This window comes from Streptomyces subrutilus, assembly GCF_008704535.1.
GTDB classification, from domain to species: domain Bacteria; phylum Actinomycetota; class Actinomycetes; order Streptomycetales; family Streptomycetaceae; genus Streptomyces; species Streptomyces subrutilus.
The window spans coordinates 6,852,019-6,869,108 of the sequence record NZ_CP023701.1; the positions used below are offsets into that span (position 1 = coordinate 6,852,019).

Here is a 17,090-nt window from a genome sequence, read left to right on the forward strand (position 1 = left end):
GGCAGCGGCGCCGTCGCCCGTGCGCCCTAGCCTTCCCGCATGACGATGTGGACCACTCTCGATCCGGCCGCCGTGGCCGTCGACCCCGGCGGCCGGGCCACGGCCCGCCTGCGCGTGCGCAACACCGGGGACACGGTGGAGGAGTACCGGCTGTCGATCGTGGGAGCGCCCGCCGGATGGGCCCGGATCGAACCGGACACGCTGCGGCTCTACCCGGGCAGCGAGGGCGCGGCCGAGATCGCCTTCGAGCCGCCCCGCTCGCCCGACGCGCCGGCCGGACCCGCCCCGTACGGGGTGCTGGTCGAGCCCCGCGAGCACCCGCAGTCCCGCGACGTCCTCGAAGGCCGGGTCACCGTCGCCCCCTTCGTCGAGCTGCACGCCGAACTGGTGCCGCCCAGCCTCGTCGCCCGCTTCCGCGGCCGCGCGGCCGTCGCCGTCGACAACCTGGGCAACACCCCGCTCACCGCCTCGCTCACCGCCCGGGACGAGTCGGGCCGGCTCGCCTTCGACATCCGGCCCCGGTCGATCCAGGTCGCGCCGGGCCGGGCGGTCTTCGCGGACCTGGAGATCCGGCCGCAGCAGATCAGCTGGACGGGCCGCACCGAGACGCACCGGACGACCGTGATCGTCCGCCGTTCCGGCGACGCCGGGAACCTGGAGCTGACCGGGGACTTCGAGCAGCGCCCCGTACTGCCCGGCTGGCTGCTCGTCGCGGGCGGGCTGCTGCTCACCGGGGCGGTCGCCTTCGCGGTGTTCTGGTTCGGTTTCTCACCGAAGGTCAACTCGGCCGCGGGCGAGATGAAGACGGAGGCGGGGGCCCCGCTGCCCGCCCCGCTCGGCAGCCAGACCCCGCTGCCCGCCGCCCCCGCCCCGCCCCCGGACCCGGCGACCGCCCCCGGCGGCGCACCCCTGGGCGGGGACCCGGGCGCGGGGATGCCCGGCGGCGCGTCCGGGTCCGGCTCCGGCGGGAGCGGCGGCGGGGGCGGCGGAGGCGGGGGCGGCGGAGCGCAGCCGGGGGGCGGCGGGGCGGCTCCGCCGCCCGCGGGCAACCCGCAGGCCGCGAAGCAGGGGCCGCCGTGGCTGGCCGGCTACCAGGCCGACGTCGTGGTCCACTTCGCCCAGCGCCGGATGGCCGCCCTCGGCGGCGGCAACTCCTGCACGCTGAACGGGGCGTGGAAGGAGGGGGTGATCGACGCGCAGACGGAGCGCTCGCTCAACTGCTACCAGAAGAAGGTGATGGCGGACGAGAAGACCACCCGCGCCCTGACGGCCACCGACCCGCTGAACACCCTGGGACGGGCCACCCTGACCTCCCTGTGGATGCAGGGGGTCAACGCCGACCAGCTGAAGTACGGGGCGAAGAACTTCGACGTCACCCGGCTCGACGCCGCGCTGCGCTGGGCGACCCAGGCCAGCATCTCCGACGCCGACCTCCAGGCGGACCGGGCCTTCGCCCAGCTCGGCGTCGACTACTTCACGTCGGGCGGGAAGAAAGCGGCCCCGACCACCTACGACGACAAGGTCCGCAACCGGGTGCGCGAGTACCAGCAGGCCGTGCGCCTCCCGGTGACCGGAGTCGCCGACGCGCGCACCGTCAACGCCCTGCTCGGCGGCTCCGTGAACGGCACCGGACGCCCGGGCCGCTGATCCCGCCGCTCCCGCCCGCCCCGCGGGCCCCCGAACGGAGGCCGTCCCGGGCCTCCGCACCGGCCGTCCCGCGCCGCCGTCCGGGCACCCCGTGCCCCGATGCGGCCCGGGACGGCCCGGTCGCACAGCGTGCACACGTCCAAGCCCCCGACCTCCAGTGTCGTCGCGTGCGGCGGGTCCGAGGCCCGGTACACGGTGGCCGAGGTGAACCCCGACCCCCTGGACGGCGTCCAGTGCCGGGGGAAGTCCGACATCGACCACCAGGAGCAGACCGCGAAGGCGGCGCGCGGCGCAACTCGGGCAAGGAGCTCGTGCTCGCATCGACGAGCTCCGGAAGCAGGCGCCCGGGCACGGCCGTCCGCGCCGCGTCCGGCACGGCACGGGCCCCGCACACCGTCACGGTGTACGGGGCCCCGCGCACGTCCGGACCGGTCCGTACGGCGCGCGCCACCGCGGTCCTACGGTGCCCAGGCCGCCGCCGTGCCCGGCACCAGGCGGCCCGCCTTGACGTACTCCCGGCGCGCCCCGTCCCGTACGTCCGCGGCGGTCACCGGGCCCTCGCCGCGCACCCGCGCCGCATAGCACGCGGTCAGGGCGGCCGACCGGATCGCGCCGCCCGCCAGCTCGAACTCCGCCGCGCACCGCACGACTTCGTCCTCGACGCCGGGCTCGGTCGGAGCGCCGGCCAGCGCACCGCGCCACAGCGTCGCGCGCAGGGCCGCGTCGGGGAACGGGAAGTCCACCACCAGGTCGAGGCGCCGGGTGAAGGCCTCGTCCACGTTGGCCCGCAGGTTGGTGGTCAGGACGGCGATGCCGTCGAAGGACTCCAGCCGCTGCAGCAGGTAGGCGCTCTCCAGGTTCGCGTACCGGTCGTTCGACCCGCGCACCTGGGACCGCTTGCCGAACACGGCGTCCGCCTCGTCGAAGAGCAGGACCGCGTCGGTGCGGTCCGCCTCCGCGAAGATGCGTTCGAGGTTCTTCTCGGTCTCCCCGACGTACTTGTCGACCACCGAGGACAGGTCCACCACGTAGAGGTCGAGCCCCAGTTCGCCCGCCACCACCTCCGCCGCCAGCGTCTTGCCCGTACCGGACGGCCCGGCGAACAGGGCCACCACCCCCCGCCCCCGGCCGCCGCCCGTCCGCAGCCGCCAGTCCCCGAGGACCACGTCCCGGTACCGGGCCCGGCCGACGAGTTCCACCAGCTGCGAGCGGGGCGACTCGGGCAGCACCAGGTCGCCGAAGCCGACGGCCGGCCGCACCTGCCGGGCGTGCCGCCCGAGCAGCGGGGCCGACAGCCGGCGGGCGGTGAGGCGGACGTGCCGGGCGTCGAGGGCGACGCCCTCGAAGTCGGCCAGTTCCCGGGCGCCCCGCGCCACGGCCCGGATGCCGTCCTCGCCCAGCCGGTACGAGGCGACGGCCTCGGCCACGTCCCCGTCGAAGCCCGGCAGTTCCGCCCGCCAGCGCTCGGCCGTCACACCGGCGGCGGCGCCGACCGGGGGAGCGTCCAGCGCGAGCAGGGACACCCCCGGCGCACCGGCGGCCCAGTCCGGATCGCAGGACTCGGGCCCCGCGAACACCGAGGTGACCCCCGGGGCGGCGATCGAGGAGATCAACGGGCCCGGATCCGGCGGCAGCGGCGTCACCACCACCGCCGTCCCCGCACCCCGCAGCCGCGCCTCGCGCCGCAGCAGGGGACCGACGACGCCCGGGTCCCGCCCCTGCGGCCGGTACAGCAGCACGGCCCGGCCCGCCGCCCGCAGCGCGGTGACCACCGACGCCGCCGAGGCCTCCCCGCGCCGCTCGCGCAGGTGCACCGTCACCGGGCGCCGCGACCGGGCCACCAGGGCCGCCGGACCGTCCGCACCCGCACCCGCCACCGGGTCCGGGGCGGCCGGCAGCAGCGCCACCCCCGCCCGGCACAGCTCCTCGTCGAGGCGGTCGTCCCCGAGCAGGTGGGCCACGATCCGTTCCGGCACGCGCAGGGCCCGGCCCGGCAGCGGCCGGTCCTCGTCCTCCAGCGCGAGCAGCCCGCCCGCGATCAGCGGTGCCGTCGCGTGGAACCTGCCGCGGGCCCGCGGCAGGTGCGGGCCGCTGCCGGCCAGTTCCAGCGCGAGCGCCACCGAGGCCCGGCGCCGCCCGACGTCGTCGTTCAGGTAGCCGTACAGCGGCTCGAAACCGCGGTCCACGTCCGGTGCCACCGCCGCCAGCAGGATCCGCAGGTCCAGCGCGGACAGCCCGAACTCCCGCACCAGCCCGCCCAACCGGTCGGCGCCCCCGTCGGCCGCGTCGTCGGCATCGGCCGCGGCATCGGCCCCTGCCCCCGGCTCCGCCGCGGCCGCCGACCGCGCGTCCGGGTCGGGGCCCGCGGCCGATGCCGCGCGCCGTGCCGCCTCCGGGGCCACGTACAGACCGCGCAGCGGATCGTCCGCCGTCGGATCGTCCGCCGAACGCCGGGCGACGAGCCCCGCCGCCTCGGCGCGCAGCTCCCGCAACCGCCCCAGCAGGAGGCGGGCCTCCTCACCCACCGGTCCTCCCGCGCGCCGTCGTACGGAGCATGCGCGGCCGGGAATCGTCCGGAACGCCCGCGGCCCCGCGCACGGTGACCACCGCGCCCTCGGTGACCGGCGGCCCCACCGGGTACACGGGCGTCACCGGGAACGGCACCGTGATCACCACGTCGAGGGAGGGCTTGAGCTCGCCGCCGAGCGCGGACCAGACGTCGGCCAGCGAACGGGACTCGGCGGGCGGCACGCCCACCGTCAGGGCGATGGCCGCCCGGTGCGCCCGCAGCGACTCCGGGACGTCCTCGCCCGGCAGCGCCTCGTACGGCAGCAGCGCCGCGAGCGCCCCGGACAGCATCCGGTGCTCGTCCTCGGGCCGCGCGGTCCACGCGGTGAGCAGGTAGGACAGCCGGAACCAGCGGGGCGGCTGCCGCCGGTGCAGGACGACGCCGTTCTCGTCCCGCTCCGCGTAGGCGCCCCGCTCCCGGCGGGCGACGTCCTCGCGGATGTCGTACAGGTACGCGTCGAGGGTCGGGGTGGTGCGCCGCGCCGCCCAGTCCCGGGTGGGGGCTTCGAGGCTGATGTCGCCCGAGCCCTCCGGCAGGGCGCCGCGGCGCAGGAGGCGCCGCAGCGCCTCGTCGATCTCGTGGATCATGTGGTGTGGTGTCCTCGGTACGGCCGGAGCCCGTGGCGGGCAGGTGGCTGGCCGGCGGGCGGCCGTCGGACGCGGCCCCGGCGCCGGCGGGTCGGGCGGGGTGCCGGCCCGGTCAGATGTAGCCCTCGCGCAGCGCGTACGCCACGGCGTGCGCCCGGTTGGTGAGCTGGAGCCGGGTCATCAGGGCGTGCAGGATGTTCTTGACGGTCCGCTCGGAGTAGGCCAGCTTCTCGGAGATCTGGCGGGTGTCCAGCCCCTCCGCGATGAGCCGCAGCACGTCCGTCTCGCGCGGCGCCATGCCGAACAGCGGGCTGCCGCCCGCCCCCGAACAGGCCGCCGCGGTCTCCGACCGGCGCAGCCGGCCGACCTGGCCCAGCACCCGGCTGATCAGGTCCGGCGGCAGCACCCCCTCCCCGTCCGCGGCCTGCAACACGGCCCTCACCAGGCTCTCCCCGGTCGCCTGGTGCCGCCAGACGATGGCCCGGACCCCGTACTCCACCACCGTGAGGAGATCCGGCTCGCGCAGCTCGCGGGCGACGAGCACCACCCGCTGCTCCCCGCCGCGCAGGACGCGGCGCAGGTCGGCGGCGGACTCCTCGTCGATCCGGTCGACCAGCACCACGGCCACCGTCGCGGCCGGTGCGAGCCCGTCGCGCTCCCGGGACCGCGAGACGATCTGGACGGTCGGATGGTGCTGCAGGTGACTGACGACCCCGGCCCGGCTGAGCGGATCGGTGGCGTGGATCGTCACGGTGATGCGGTTGGTCGGTGCCGGCATCCGTGTGCTCCCTTCCCCCCGTGCGGTACCGCTCCGTGCGGTGCCCCTCGGTGCACCGTGCCGCAGGCCGATCAACAGCGGGTGGGTGATCGATGGGTGCCGTCCGCCCGCGCCCCGGACCACCCGCTCAGCCGCCGTCGGCCCGCGGGCCGACGCCCCGGCCGCGACTGGCGAACCGGGCCTGGAGCGCCTGCCGTTGGTAGAGGTCGTGGTCGGCCGCGTCCCGGCCCTGGGGCACGGTGGCGATGCGGCCGGCGAGTCTGCCCTGACGCACCCGTGCGGCTGCCTGATCGTCGCGGTTGCCTGCCCGTTCGGCGTCCAGGCCGCGGGCCACCCGGGCCCAGGCGGCCAGCCAGTGCCGCTGGGCGGCCGGCCCCACCCCGTAGACGAAGAGGAGGGCCTTGAGCTGCTCCGGGGAGCTGGGGATCCGGCGCCGGGTCATGATGAGGTGGGCGGTCGTCTTGGTGACCCGCAGCACGCCCGCGGCCCTCGTGGTGCGCAGCTGGATGTCCCGGTAGGTCGGCATGCCCGACTCCACGTGCAACCGGTAGAGGGCCGCGCCCAGTTCCGCCTCGTTCATGATCTGGCGGACGTGGGGCACGCGGAGCGCGCGCGGGCCCAACTTGGCCCACTGCCGCTCGATCCGCGCCTTCTCGCGCAGCGCCAGCAGGGGGCCCGGGTCGACCCCGCACCCGAGCGCGTACGCCGCCACCACGGGCGGGGGCGGCGGGGCTCCGGCGCCGGAGGCGGCCCGTTGCAGCGTCGACCGGCCGAAGCCGGTCCGCGCCGCCAGCTCCTCGTAGGTGAAGCCCGCCGCGTCCCGCGCCGCCCGCAGCCTCAGGGCGAGCTGAGCCAGGGCCCAGCCCTGCTGGGGCACCGGCTTCTGCGGCCGTCCCACGGGCCCGCCCCCTCAGCCCGTGGAGTTCAGCAGCCGCCTGACCACCTCGCGCACCGCGCGGCCCGTGCTCAGCCGCGCCGTCACTGCGCCGGAGGCGGAGGCCCCGGCGATCAGCCACAGCGCCTCGGCCGTCGGGGTCCCGGTGGCGACGAGCGCCGTGGCGGAGAGGGTGGAGACGGCGACGATGGCCGCACTGCCCAGGGACGAGATCCCGCGCCCTTCACAGACCAGTTCACACATGGGGTGTCCTTCTCGTGCACGACGGGACGCGAGGTCCCGCGACGGCAAGCCGGGTCGGCGGCAGGTCCGACGGCCGGTGCCGGGGTCCTGACGTGAAGTGATCCTGACATCGGCGCGGCCGCCGGCGGGTCCGTTCGCCGGGGTTGGCCCGACCTTGTCCCGCGCCCGCCGGCGCCCGCCGGGGCACGGCACGGCGTTCCGCCCGCCCCCCGGTGGCCGTTCATCTCGGGCGTTGCCCCACATCCGGTGATCCCTGGGCAAAGCCTCGGCGGAGGGTCACCGGATTGGCTCTTCTTTGTCCCAGCCCGCGCGTGCGGCGGGAACGGCGACGGCCTGGTACACCGGAGGGCACGGGCCCGGGCCCGTGCGGTGACACGGACGGTGACGCGGGACGGGCCTACGGACGGGCCTACGGACGGGCCTACGGACGGGCCTACGGACGCGGGCCGGGACCTCGCGCCCCGTCCCGCGCGCATCATCGGCCCCCGACGGGCAACAAGGCTTCCATGACGAAGGAAAGCGGCGCCGCCGCGAGACGCGCCCGGCTCGTGCTGCTCGTGCCGGCCCAGGCCGCGCTGATGGTCCTGCTGGGCCTGTTGGTGACCGGGCTGCCCCCGGACCGTTGGCCGCTCTCGGCGGACGACCGGATCACCCGCGCCTTCGCCGCGCACCGCGGCCCCTTCGCGGACGGGGTGACGCACTGGCTGTCGGCCGTCGCCAGCACCGAAGGAGTCGTCGGCGTCACCCTGGTCGCCGTCGTCGCGCTGCTGGTGCTCCCGCGCGCGCCGCGCTGGACCGAAGCGGTGTTCCTGGGAGCCTCGGTGGCCGCACAGTCGGCCGTCTTCCTCACGGTCACGCTGTGCGTCGAACGGCCCCGCCCCGACGTGCCCCACCTGGACGCGGCGCCCCCGACGTCGAGCTTCCCCTCCGGACACGTCGGTGCGTCCCTCGCCCTGTACGGGGGCCTCGCCACCCTCGCGCTGACCCGCATGCGCGGCCCCTGGCGGTACGTCACGGCGACCCTGCTGCTGCTCGTTCCGCCCGCCGTCGGACTGTCCCGGGTGTACCGGGGGATGCACCACCCGACCGATGTGGCGGGCGGCCTGCTCAACGGCACGCTGACCCTCCTGGTCATGGCCTGGGTGTTCCTGTCCGCCCGCACCCCGGCGACCCCGACCGTCACCGGCTCGGCCACCGCTCCGGCCGCCGCACCCGGCTCCGCCGCCGTGCCGGCCGCCCGGGGCACGGGACGCCGGGCCGTCGTGGTCCGCCACCCGCACAGCTGCGGCGACGAACTGGCCCGACGGGTCCGCGCCGCCCTCCACGACCGGGGCTACACCGACCAGCACTGGACCGAAACCTCCGCCGAACGGCCCTGCGGGGCCCTCGCCGAGGAATGCGCCGCGTCCGAGACCGCCCTGGTCGTGGTCTGCGGCGGGGACGGCACGGTCCGCGCCTGCGCCGACGTCGCGGTCGCCACCGGCCACCCCCTGGTCCTCGTACCGTGCGGCACCGGCAACCTCCTCGCCCGCAACCTGGGCCTGCCCACCGACCCCGCCACCGCCCTGGACGCGGCCCTCGACGGCGCCGAGTTCCGGATCGACGCGGGACGGGTGTCGGGCGACGGCCTCGCCCCGACCCGGTTCACCGTGATGACGGGCGCTGGCTTCGACGCCGCCATGGTCCGCGACGCCTCGCCCGGACTGAAGGCGCGCGTCGGCTGGGCCGCATACGCCCTCTCCGCCTCCCGGCACCTCGGGGACCCGCGCATGCGGCTGTCCGTCAGCGTCGACGGGGGCCGCCCGCGCCGCCGCCGGGCGCGCATGGTCGTCGTCGGCAACGTCGGCGCCCTCCAGGGCGGCCTGGAGCTCCTGCCGGGGGCCCGGCCCGACAGCGGACGCCTGGAGGTCGTGCTCTTCGACCCCCGCGGCGCCACCGGCTGGCTCGCCGCCGCCGGCCACCTGGCGGCGCGCACCGTCCGCGGCCGCACCCCGGCCGCGCAGGCGCCGGGAGCGGCGACCGGACGCACCGGCGGCACCGGACCGGCGGGCGGGCGGGAGGCCCGCGGCTCCCTGGAGTACTTCAGCGGCACCCGGATCGACATCCGGTTCGCCGGAGCACAGCCCCGCGAGGTCGACGGCGACACGTTCCCCGAGGGCACCCGGCTGACCGCCGAAGCGGAACCGGGCGCCCTGCGGGTGCGGCTGCCCCGGGCCCCCGGAACCGGCGAACGGCTGCCCGCCACCGGGAGCACCGACACGCGCCTCGCCCCGCACCACTGAGCCCGCCCCAGCCCGCCCCGCGCCGGACGCGCCGGGGCACACACAGTCAGGAAGACCATGGGCACCGCCACTCGGGTACCTCAACGCCGCGACGTACGGGGCGAAGAACTCTCCGGCGACGAAGCGTGGGCCGCCCTGCGCCGTTACGGGGGCTGGAGCCTGGCCCGCGACTCCTTCGTGCGCTTCCGCTACGCGGACGGGTTCAGCCACTCCCGCGCCCTCGCGCTGCAGACCGTCCTGTCCATCGTCCCGCTGGCCATCGCCGCGATAGGCCTGTCCAGCGTCCTGCACACCGAGGACATAGGCCGCGTCGCCGAGCTCACCATCAGCCGGCTCACCACCGGCCCCAGCCAGGAGATGGTCGACGAGGCGCTGCGCGAGAGCCGGCGCAACGCGGGCGACGGCGGCCAGGCGGCCCTCTGGCTCGGCCTGCTCTTCTCCCTCGTCAACGTCACCACCAGCCTGTGCCAGGTCGAACGCGGCGCCAACCGCATCTACGGCAACGAACGCGACCGGCCCTTCCTGTACAAGTACGCGCGCGGACTGGCCATGGCGGCGCTGGCCGGACTCCCGCTCGGCCTCAGCTTCGTCCTCACCGTCCTCGGCTCCGACCTCACCCGCGCCTTCGCCGAGGTCTACCAGCTCGCCCCCGCCACCACCCGCGCCTGGGAGATCCTGCGCTGGCCGGTCGGCATCCTGCTGGCCGTGCTGGCCACGAGCGCGATCTTCCGCCTCTCCCCGCGCCGCGACCAACCCGGCTACACCTGGCTCGCCTTCGGCGCCGTCGTCTACCTGGTGCTGTGGCTCCTGGCCACCTGGGGGCTGAGCCTGTACGTCGGCGCGAGCAGCTCCTTCACCAGCGTCTACGGACCCCTCAGCGCGATCATGTCCCTGCTGCTGTGGTCCTACCTCACCTCGCTGGCCCTCTTCCTCGGCCTCTCGTTCGCCGCCCAGCTCGAAGCCGTACGCGCCGCCGTCAAGCAACCGGTGACCCGCGACCCCGGCGTCTGACCGTCCCGCGCCGTCCCGCCCCGGGCCGGCGACCCGCACCACCCCGAAGGGAGGCGCCGCCACCATGGCACAGCGCACCACCCGAACCCGCCGCCCCGCATCCCGCGAGTCGGGGACACCACCGGAACCCCGAACCCCCGCGGGGCCCCCGCGGCCCGGCGGACCGCGGACCCCGCGCCGACTGCGCGCGTTCCTCTCCCGGCACTCCGGGCCCGACGCGCACTTCGGCGTGCGGCTCGCCCTGACGGTGACGGCCACGGCCGTGGTGACCGTGCCCTTCGTGCTCGCGCTGGTGCTCGTCGAATCCCGGTGGGCGCCGCTGTACCGCCTCGACCGGGACACCGCGGAGAGCCTGCACCGCGCCGCCCTGGAGAACCCGGGCCGGGTGCGCCTGCTGGACTTGCTCACCGGCGTGGTGTGGGACCCGGTGACGCTGCGGCTGCTGGTCGCCGCGGTGGTGGTCTGGCTGCTGACGCGGCGCGCCTGGCGCCTGGCGGCCTGGGCGGCCGTCACGGCGACGGCCGGCGGCCTCATCGGACTGCTGGCCAAGACCGCCGTCGAACGGGCCCGCCCCCACCTGCCCGACCCGGTCGCCCACGCACCCGGCTACTCCTTCCCCTCCGGGCACGCCATGACGGCCACCACCACCTGCGCGATCCTGCTGCTGATCCTGCTCCCGCTCGTGCCCCGGGCCTGGCGGGCGCTGCCGTGGGCGCTCGCCGTGGTCACGGTGCTGGGCGTCAGCTACACCCGGGTCGCGCTCGGCGTCCACTGGGTGAGCGACGTCGTCGGCGGCTGGCTGCTGGGCATCGGCGTGGTCACCGCGACCACCCTCGTCTTCGAGGCCTGGCGGGCCGACATCGGCCGCCGCCGCACGGCCGCCGGCGAGGGCCTCGAACCGGAGATCCGCACGGCCCACCCCGAACCCCCGCTCGACACCTCCACCCGCCCGGACCCCACCACCCCGGACCGGCCCACCACCCCGGACGGCGCCGACCCGGCCGCCGGCACCGGCGCCGGACCGGGGGCGCGCTAGAGGGCGTCCAGCACGGCGCGCGCCTCCGACGCCTCCGTCGGGCGGAGCGGTTCGAGGAGGGCGATGGCGCGGGTCAGCCGCTCGCGCGCCGGCCCGCGCTCGCCCAGGTCGGCCAGCGCCGTGCCGATCAGCCGCAGCGCGCGGCCCTGCGCGAACAGCCAGCCCTTCCTGTCGGCCAGTTCCAGCAGCCGCTCCCCGGTCGCCACCGCGTCCCGGGGCCGGCCCGCCACCAGATGGCAGAAGGTCTCCTCGACGAGGTTGAACACCTCGAAGGTCGAGTAGCCGTGGCGCACGGCCAGTTCGGTGGCTTCGCGCAGGCCCGCGATGGCCTCGTCCGGCCGTCCCTGGAGACGGGCGATGCCCCCCAGCGCGTACAGGGAGTACATCAGCCGGGCCGGATCGGACGCGGCCCGCGCGGAAGCCATGCTCACCCGGCCGCACTCCGCCGCCTCCTCCAGCCGCCCCGCCGCGGCCAGTGCGACGGCGCGGCAGGTCCGCGCGTTGCCGCTGCCCCACGCGTTGCCGCACCGCTCCCCGGTCTCGACCGCGAGCAGCGACAGCTCCAGCGAACGGTCGTACACGCCCCGGCTGTACCACACCAGCCCCTGGCAGTTGTGGATCTCCGTCAGGACCGCGGTGTCCCGCGCGCCGCGCGCGTCCCGCTCCGCCGCGTCCAGCACCCGCTCCGCCTCGTCCAGCTGGGTCAGCTGGTAAAGGGCCCCGCCCAGCATGTACCCGAGCCGTCCCGCCGCCCGCGTCTGCCCGCGCTCGCGCGCGACGGCCAGCATCAGCCGGGCCGGCTGCGTCATCGCGCCCCACAGGAAGGAGCTGTCGAGCACCGGATCCAGCGCCAGCACCAGATCGGCCACCAGCCCCACGGACGCGGGATCGGCCCGCACCGTCTGCACCGCGACCGCCAGCACCGACTGGTGCTGCGCGGTGAACAGCCGGTGCCCCTGGCCCGGTTCGGAGGCGACCGTACCCGCGGAGACCGTCGGCGTCAGCAGTCCGGCCACCGGATGGCCGGGCCGCTCGACGGCGTACGCGTTGCGGGCGGAGGCCAGGAAGTGGTCGCACAGCCGCACCAGCGCGGCCGCCTGCTCGCCGGGACCGTCCTCCTGGGCCGAGCGCGCGCGGGCGAAGGCCCGCAGCAGGTCGTGGAAGCGGTAGCGGCCCGGAGCGGGCGACTCCAGCAGCCCGAGCCCCGTCATGCGCTCCAGGCACTCCTCCGCCTGCGCCCGCGGCAGACCGGTCAGCGCGGCCGCGTCCGCGACCTCCGCGTCCTCCTGGTCCGGCAGGGCCAGCAGCCGGAACAGCCGGGCCTCGTCGGCGCCCAGCAGCTCGTAACTCAGCAGGAAGCAGGCCTCCACCCCGTCCTCCCCGCCCGCCGTGGCCGAGAAGGGCGAGCGCCGGCCCTCCAGCAGGTCGAGGAAGGCGGCGAGGGACCAGCCCGGCCGGGTGGCCAGCCGCGAGCCGGCGATCCGCAGCGCCAGCGGCAGCCAGCCGCACAACTCGGCGACGGCCAGCGCCCGGTCGGGCTCGGCCGCGACCCGCGCCTCTCCGATGATCCGCCCGAGCAGGGTCACCGCGTCGGCGGGCGACAGCACGTCGAGCCGGATGCGCAGCGCCGCGGGCAGCTCGGGCAGGGTGCTGCGGCTGGTGACCAGGACGGCGCAGGCGGAGGAGCCGGGCAGCAGCGGCTCGATCTGCGCGATGTCCCGGGCGTCGTCCAGGACCAGCAGCACGCGCCGGCCCGCCAGCCGGGAGCGGTACAGCGCGGCCCGCTCCTCCACCTGCTCCGGAATGGCGGAGTCGACCACGCCCAGGGCACGCAGGAACGAGGCGAGCACGCTCTCCGGGCGGGCCGGATCCTCCCGTACGCCCCGGAGGTTGGCGTAGAGCTGCCCGTCGGAGAAGTGCTCGCGCAGCCGGTGCGCGGCATGGAGGGCGAGCGCCGTCTTGCCGACGCCGCCGATCCCGCCGACGGCGGAGATGACCACGGTCTCGGCCCCGTCGGGCCGCAGGGCCCGCAGCAGGTCCTCGGTGGCGTCGCGGCGGCCGGTGAAATCGCTCGTGGTGTAGGGGAGTTGCGCGGGCGTGGGCAGTGCGGGTACGGGCACCGCGACCGTCACGAACGCGGGCGCTCCGGTCGACGGCCGCGCGAAACCCGGTGCGCCGACCGGGGCCGGCGCCGGTAGGGACGCTCCGGTCGAGGGCGCCTTGGCCGAAGGCGTCCCGGTCGAAGGCCCGGCGGCTCCGGGTGGGTCCGTGCCGGGCGGGGCGGCACCCGGTACCGGTGCGTCCGGCACGGCACTCGGGCCGGCCCCCGCCGCCGCCGGGCCGGCGCCCACCGCCCGGGCCTCGCCCGGCCGGCCGGCCCGCTCCAGGGCGGTGGAGCGCAGGCTGCGCAGCCGTTCGTGGTGCGGGTGCTCCGCGCAGAGCAGGGCCAGCTCCGGCACCACCCGGTCGTGCCGCCCCCGCAGCAGGTCCAGCTCCAGCCGCTCCAGTTGGACGGACAGCCTGAGCTCGGCCAGCCGCTCGCGCTGGATGCGGGCGAACGGCCCCGGCAGCCCGGCCAACGGCGCCCCCCGCCACCGCCGCAGGGCGCTCTCCAGGAGTTCGGCCCCGCTGCCGAGGTCCCCGGCCGCGATCCGGGCACGGGCCAGGCCCACCTCGGACTCGAAGACGGCCAGGTCCACCGCACCGTCCGGCACGTCGAGCCCGTAGCCCCGCCCCTGCGTGGTCAGGCACGGCCCCAGCACCCGGCGCAGCCGGTACACGTACGAGCGGACCGTGCCCACCGCGGTCCGGGGTACGTCCTCGCCCCACATCCCGTCGATCAGCTCGTCCAGCTCGACGACGCCCGGGCGCCGCACCAGGAGCAGGGCCAGCAGCAGCCGCTGCTGCGGAGGCCCGAGCGCCAGTGGAGCCTGGTCCTGCCAGGCCTGCACCGGCCCCAGGAGCGAGAAGTACGGTGTGCCGGCAGGCGCGCTCAAGGCGGCCCCCTTTCCCAGGCGATGCGAACCGGAACCTGTGCGGATGATCTTCACAGACCTGTTCGAACAGTACGTCCGCTTCCGGTCACGCCCGCATCCGGGCCGTGGGCCCCGCCACCGCGGCGCCCGCATCCGGCACCCCGCGTCCGCATCCGGCGGGTCCGCCGTGACCCGCACGCCGAACCCCCGGAGCCGCTCCCGCGCCACCCTCCCCGCGCCGGGCACCTCCCCGTACGCGAACCCGCCGGCCCCGTACCGGCCGACCCGGGTCAGCCGCCCTTCACCGCCAGGACGTCCACGGGGCGGATGTCCGGGTCCTTCGCGAGCAGCTCCGGGCCGAGCTCGGCCAGCGCCGCCGGGATGCGGCCGCCCAGGTGCGCGCGTCGGCCCGCCTCGTCCTCGAAGGCGTCGAAGATGCCGAACGTCGAGGCGTCCACCCGGAACGCGTACCAGACCCGCGTCGCCGGCTCCTCCTCGACGATCGAACGCCCGCTGTCGAGCAGCGCCTCCACCTCCCGCTCCTTGCCGGGCTTCGCCTCCAGCAGGGCCAGAACCCCCACGGTCAGTGCCATCGCGCGTCCCCTTCACCGGTCGTGGCCCCGGGCGCCTCGTGCCGCCCGGCATGTCGTGAGCGACGCTAGGCCCGCACCCGCCGCCCCGCGACCGCGCTGGTCCGCCCGGACCAGCGGGTGGCGTCCGGAGCCGTTGTGCGTACGGAGCTCCGCCCCGCCCCCCGGACCGTCAGCCCGCGGTGCCCGGCGCGCCCGGCAGGACGACCGTCATCCCGCGCCCCGGCGCCGTGCCCATCGCCGCGAGGGCCGCCGGGGCCGCGCCGAGCGGGATCGTCGAGGTGACCAGCAGGTCCGGACGCAGGGCGCCGGAGCGGACCAGCTCCAGCATCGGCGGGTACGCGTGCGCGGCCATCCCGTGGCTCCCCAGCACCTCCAGTTCCCAGCCGATCACCCGCTCCATCGGCAGCACCGTGCCGCCTCCGGCGGCCGGCAGCAGCCCGACCTGGACGTGCCGCCCGCGCCGCCGCAGACCGTCCACCGAGGCGGCCGCCGTCACCGGGGACCCCAGGGCGTCGAGCGAGAGGTGCGCGCCCCCGCCGGTCACCTCCCGCACCGCGGCCGCCGTGTCGCCGTTGGTGGCGTCCACCGCGTGCGCGGCGCCGAAGCGGCGCGCCAGCTCCAGGGCCCCCGCAGCCGTGTCCACCGCGACGACCCGGGCCCCCGCCGCCACCGCGATCATCACCGCGGAGAGCCCGACCCCGCCGCAGCCGTGCACCGCGACCCACTCGCCCGCCGCGACGCGCCCCCGCTCGACCACCGCCCGGTACGCCGTCGCGAAGCGGCAGCCCAGGGCGGCGGCCGTCGCGTACGAGAGCTCCTCGGGCACCGCCACCAGGTTCACGTCGGCGTGCTCCAGGGCCACGTACTCGGCGAAGGAGCCCCAGTGCGTGAAGCCGGGCTGGGTCTGCCGCGTACACACCTGCTGCTGGCCGGCCGCGCATTCGGCGCAGCTCCCGCAGGCGCACACGAACGGCGAGGTCACCCGGTCCCCGGCCCGCCAGCCGGTCACACCCGCCCCGACGGCCTCCACCACACCGGCCAGTTCGTGGCCCGGCACGTGCGGCAGCACGATGTCCGGATCGTGGCCCATCCACCCGTGCCAGTCGCTGCGGCACAGCCCGGTGGCCTCCACCCGCACCACGACACCGCCCGCCGCGGGCACCGGGTCCGGCACCTCCCTGACCTCGGCCCGCTCGCCGAACCGTTCGAACACCACCGCACGCACGGGAACCGCCTTCCCTCGACTGCCCGGCACGCTACCCGGGCCCGGTCCGTCCCTTGCCCGGGCCCCGCGACCGGTGGCAGGCTGCGAGGGCGCCGCCGGTGCGGCGGCGCCCGACCGGAAAACCCAGGGGGATCCATGAACCGCAAGCGCGCGGCCGCCGCCGCCTCCATCCTGCTCGTCCTCGCCGTCGGCGTGCTGGGCGCCGGCTCCCAGGCCTACGCGAAGGCCGCGGGCGACAAGAAGGTCGAGGTCATCAAGTAGACCCGGCCGGGGGACGGCGCCGCGCTCACGGCGCGCCGGTTCCGGTGCGGGACAGTGCGAAGACGCCCGTGCAGATCAGCGCGATGCCGAGCACCTGGGGGAGCAGCCACCAGCCGTCCCGCAGGTGTTCCTCGTACAGCAGCACGCCCAGCGCGACGCTGATGCCCGCGTCGCCGAGGGTCAGGGCCGGCTGGGACGCCACCAGCGGGCCGCCCTGCATGGCGTGTTCGAGGAGCAGCAGGGCGCAGATGCCGGTCGCCCCGAACGCGTAGGTCTGCCAGGCGGTCAGGAACGCGCCGATGCCGCCGTCGTCGAGGACGTGCACCGCCGACTTCATCAGGGCGGCGGTGAGGGCGTAGCAGACGGCGGTGGCGCCGCCCAGGCAGCCGGCCCGGGCCCGGCCGGGGGACCGGCGAAGCCCGGCCACCGCCAAGACGGCCACCGCGCCCGCGCAGGCCGCCAGGGCCAGCAGCCAGCGGTCGGTCGGCACGGACGTGCGGTTGCCGGCGGGGGAGGCGGCGGCGAGGGTGATCCCGAGCCCGGCCACCACCCCGCCCACCGCCAGCCACAGCGCTCCGGACATCCGCGTGCGCGTCACGAGCGAGGCGATCAGCAGGGCGAGCGGCAGCTCCAGGACGAACAGGGGCTGGACGAGGCTGAGCGGGCCGGTGGCGAGCGCCACGGCCTGGCCGGCGCCGGCGGCGATCACGGCCAGGATGCCGCCGATCCACAGCGGCCGCCGCAGCAGGTCGAGGACCAGACCGAACCGGAAGCCGTCGCTCTGGGGCACGGTGAGCGCGGCCCGGCGCTGGAGCACGGTGGCGAGCGCGTTGCTGAACGCCGCGAACAGTGCGAAGAGGACCGGCAGTACGACGCCCATGCCCCGATCCTCACCGGGCCCGCGACCGGTCGGCGACGCGACACCGCCCGGGAACGGATTGGCGCGCCCCGTTCCCCCGTCCGGACTCTTCCGGCGGCGGAGGGGTGC

General features: G+C 76.7%; 14 protein-coding genes. 5 read left to right on the forward strand and 9 right to left on the reverse strand.

What is annotated here, in order from left to right; all coding sequences use genetic code 11:
• Nucleotides 1-39: 39 nt before the first annotated feature.
• Nucleotides 40-1,647: a peptidoglycan-binding domain-containing protein gene (locus CP968_RS35430; RefSeq protein ID WP_150521054.1), complete on the forward strand. Its 1,608-nt coding sequence runs from the start codon at nt 40-42 to the stop codon at nt 1,645-1,647.
• 458 nt (nt 1,648-2,105) lie between these two features.
• Here CP968_RS35430 and CP968_RS30560 read toward each other — a convergent pair whose 3' ends face one another.
• The 5 genes from CP968_RS30560 to CP968_RS30580 form a co-directional block, all read right to left on the reverse strand.
• Complete coding sequence (locus CP968_RS30560) at nt 2,106-4,172, reverse strand: ATP-binding protein (protein WP_229886513.1); 2,067 nt, start codon at nt 4,170-4,172, stop codon at nt 2,106-2,108.
• On the reverse strand, nt 4,165-4,803 hold the full coding sequence (locus CP968_RS30565) for a Pvc16 family protein (protein WP_150521056.1): 639 nt from the start codon (nt 4,801-4,803) through the stop codon (nt 4,165-4,167). Before CP968_RS30565 ends, CP968_RS30560 begins: the two co-directional genes overlap by 8 nt.
• A 112-nt stretch (nt 4,804-4,915) precedes the next feature.
• A complete protein-coding gene (locus CP968_RS30570) occupies nt 4,916-5,581 on the reverse strand; it encodes a helix-turn-helix transcriptional regulator (RefSeq protein WP_150521057.1) in 666 nt (221 codons plus the stop codon).
• Between the two features lie 127 nt (nt 5,582-5,708).
• On the reverse strand, nt 5,709-6,479 hold the full coding sequence (locus CP968_RS30575) for a helix-turn-helix domain-containing protein (protein WP_150521058.1): 771 nt from the start codon (nt 6,477-6,479) through the stop codon (nt 5,709-5,711).
• 12 nt (nt 6,480-6,491) lie between these two features.
• On the reverse strand, nt 6,492-6,719 hold the full coding sequence (locus CP968_RS30580) for a hypothetical protein (protein WP_150521059.1): 228 nt from the start codon (nt 6,717-6,719) through the stop codon (nt 6,492-6,494).
• Nucleotides 6,720-7,225: 506 nt separating this feature from the next.
• On the opposite strand from CP968_RS30580, the gene CP968_RS30590 reads away from it, so the two are divergent.
• The 3 genes from CP968_RS30590 (at nt 7,226) to CP968_RS30600 (ending at nt 11,048) form a co-directional block, all read left to right on the forward strand.
• On the forward strand, nt 7,226-9,001 hold the full coding sequence (locus CP968_RS30590; protein ID WP_229886515.1) for a bifunctional phosphatase PAP2/diacylglycerol kinase family protein: 1,776 nt from the start codon (nt 7,226-7,228) through the stop codon (nt 8,999-9,001).
• Nucleotides 9,002-9,058: 57 nt separating this feature from the next.
• Nucleotides 9,059-10,012, forward strand: a complete 954-nt coding sequence (locus tag CP968_RS30595; RefSeq protein ID WP_150521061.1) for a YihY/virulence factor BrkB family protein — start codon at nt 9,059-9,061, stop codon at nt 10,010-10,012.
• Between the two features lie 64 nt (nt 10,013-10,076).
• Entirely contained in the window at nt 10,077-11,048 is a 972-nt protein-coding gene (locus CP968_RS30600) for a phosphatase PAP2 family protein (RefSeq protein ID WP_150521062.1), read from the forward strand.
• Here the strand turns inward: CP968_RS30600 and CP968_RS30605 are convergent.
• The 3 genes from CP968_RS30605 to CP968_RS30615 all read right to left on the reverse strand — a co-directional run bounded on the left by CP968_RS30605 (nt 11,045) and on the right by CP968_RS30615 (nt 15,841).
• Nucleotides 11,045-14,044 (reverse strand): AfsR/SARP family transcriptional regulator, encoded by a 3,000-nt coding sequence (locus tag CP968_RS30605; RefSeq protein WP_167536878.1) that lies wholly within the window; start codon nt 14,042-14,044, stop codon nt 11,045-11,047. The two genes, CP968_RS30600 and CP968_RS30605, sit on opposite strands and share 4 nt — an antisense overlap.
• Nucleotides 14,045-14,313: 269 nt before the next feature.
• On the reverse strand, nt 14,314-14,616 hold the full coding sequence (locus tag CP968_RS30610; RefSeq protein ID WP_150521064.1) for a putative quinol monooxygenase: 303 nt from the start codon (nt 14,614-14,616) through the stop codon (nt 14,314-14,316).
• Nucleotides 14,617-14,785: 169 nt separating this feature from the next.
• Nucleotides 14,786-15,841 carry a zinc-dependent alcohol dehydrogenase family protein gene (locus tag CP968_RS30615; RefSeq protein WP_150521065.1) on the reverse strand — a complete coding sequence of 352 codons (1,056 nt, stop codon included), beginning with the start codon at nt 15,839-15,841 and terminating at the stop codon, nt 14,786-14,788.
• 135 nt (nt 15,842-15,976) lie between these two features.
• Between CP968_RS30615 and CP968_RS35435 the strand changes: the two genes are divergently transcribed.
• Nucleotides 15,977-16,102: a hypothetical protein gene (locus tag CP968_RS35435; RefSeq protein WP_268253282.1), complete on the forward strand. Its 126-nt coding sequence runs from the start codon at nt 15,977-15,979 to the stop codon at nt 16,100-16,102.
• 25 nt (nt 16,103-16,127) lie between these two features.
• Here the strand turns inward: CP968_RS35435 and CP968_RS30625 are convergent, their stop codons facing one another.
• Complete coding sequence (locus CP968_RS30625; RefSeq protein ID WP_150521066.1) at nt 16,128-16,982, reverse strand: DMT family transporter; 855 nt, start codon at nt 16,980-16,982, stop codon at nt 16,128-16,130.
• Nucleotides 16,983-17,090 lie beyond the last annotated feature (108 nt).

What these genes read in the sequence shown, in the direction of transcription:
- CP968_RS35435 (WP_268253282.1), top strand. Translation starts at nt 15,977, where the DNA reads ATGAACCGCAAGCGCGCGGCCGCCGCCGCCTCCATCCTGCTCGTCCTC.
- CP968_RS30570 (WP_150521057.1), bottom strand. Translation starts at nt 5,581, where the DNA reads ATGCCGGCACCGACCAACCGCATCACCGTGACGATCCACGCCACCGAT.
- CP968_RS30595 (WP_150521061.1), top strand. Translation starts at nt 9,059, where the DNA reads ATGGGCACCGCCACTCGGGTACCTCAACGCCGCGACGTACGGGGCGAA.
- CP968_RS30590 (WP_229886515.1), top strand. Translation starts at nt 7,226, where the DNA reads ATGACGAAGGAAAGCGGCGCCGCCGCGAGACGCGCCCGGCTCGTGCTG.
- CP968_RS30565 (WP_150521056.1), bottom strand. Translation starts at nt 4,803, where the DNA reads ATGATCCACGAGATCGACGAGGCGCTGCGGCGCCTCCTGCGCCGCGGC.
- CP968_RS30625 (WP_150521066.1), bottom strand. Translation starts at nt 16,982, where the DNA reads ATGGGCGTCGTACTGCCGGTCCTCTTCGCACTGTTCGCGGCGTTCAGC.
- CP968_RS30600 (WP_150521062.1), top strand. Translation starts at nt 10,077, where the DNA reads ATGGCACAGCGCACCACCCGAACCCGCCGCCCCGCATCCCGCGAGTCG.
- CP968_RS30610 (WP_150521064.1), bottom strand. Translation starts at nt 14,616, where the DNA reads ATGGCACTGACCGTGGGGGTTCTGGCCCTGCTGGAGGCGAAGCCCGGC.
- CP968_RS35430 (WP_150521054.1), top strand. Translation starts at nt 40, where the DNA reads ATGACGATGTGGACCACTCTCGATCCGGCCGCCGTGGCCGTCGACCCC.
- CP968_RS30580 (WP_150521059.1), bottom strand. Translation starts at nt 6,719, where the DNA reads ATGTGTGAACTGGTCTGTGAAGGGCGCGGGATCTCGTCCCTGGGCAGT.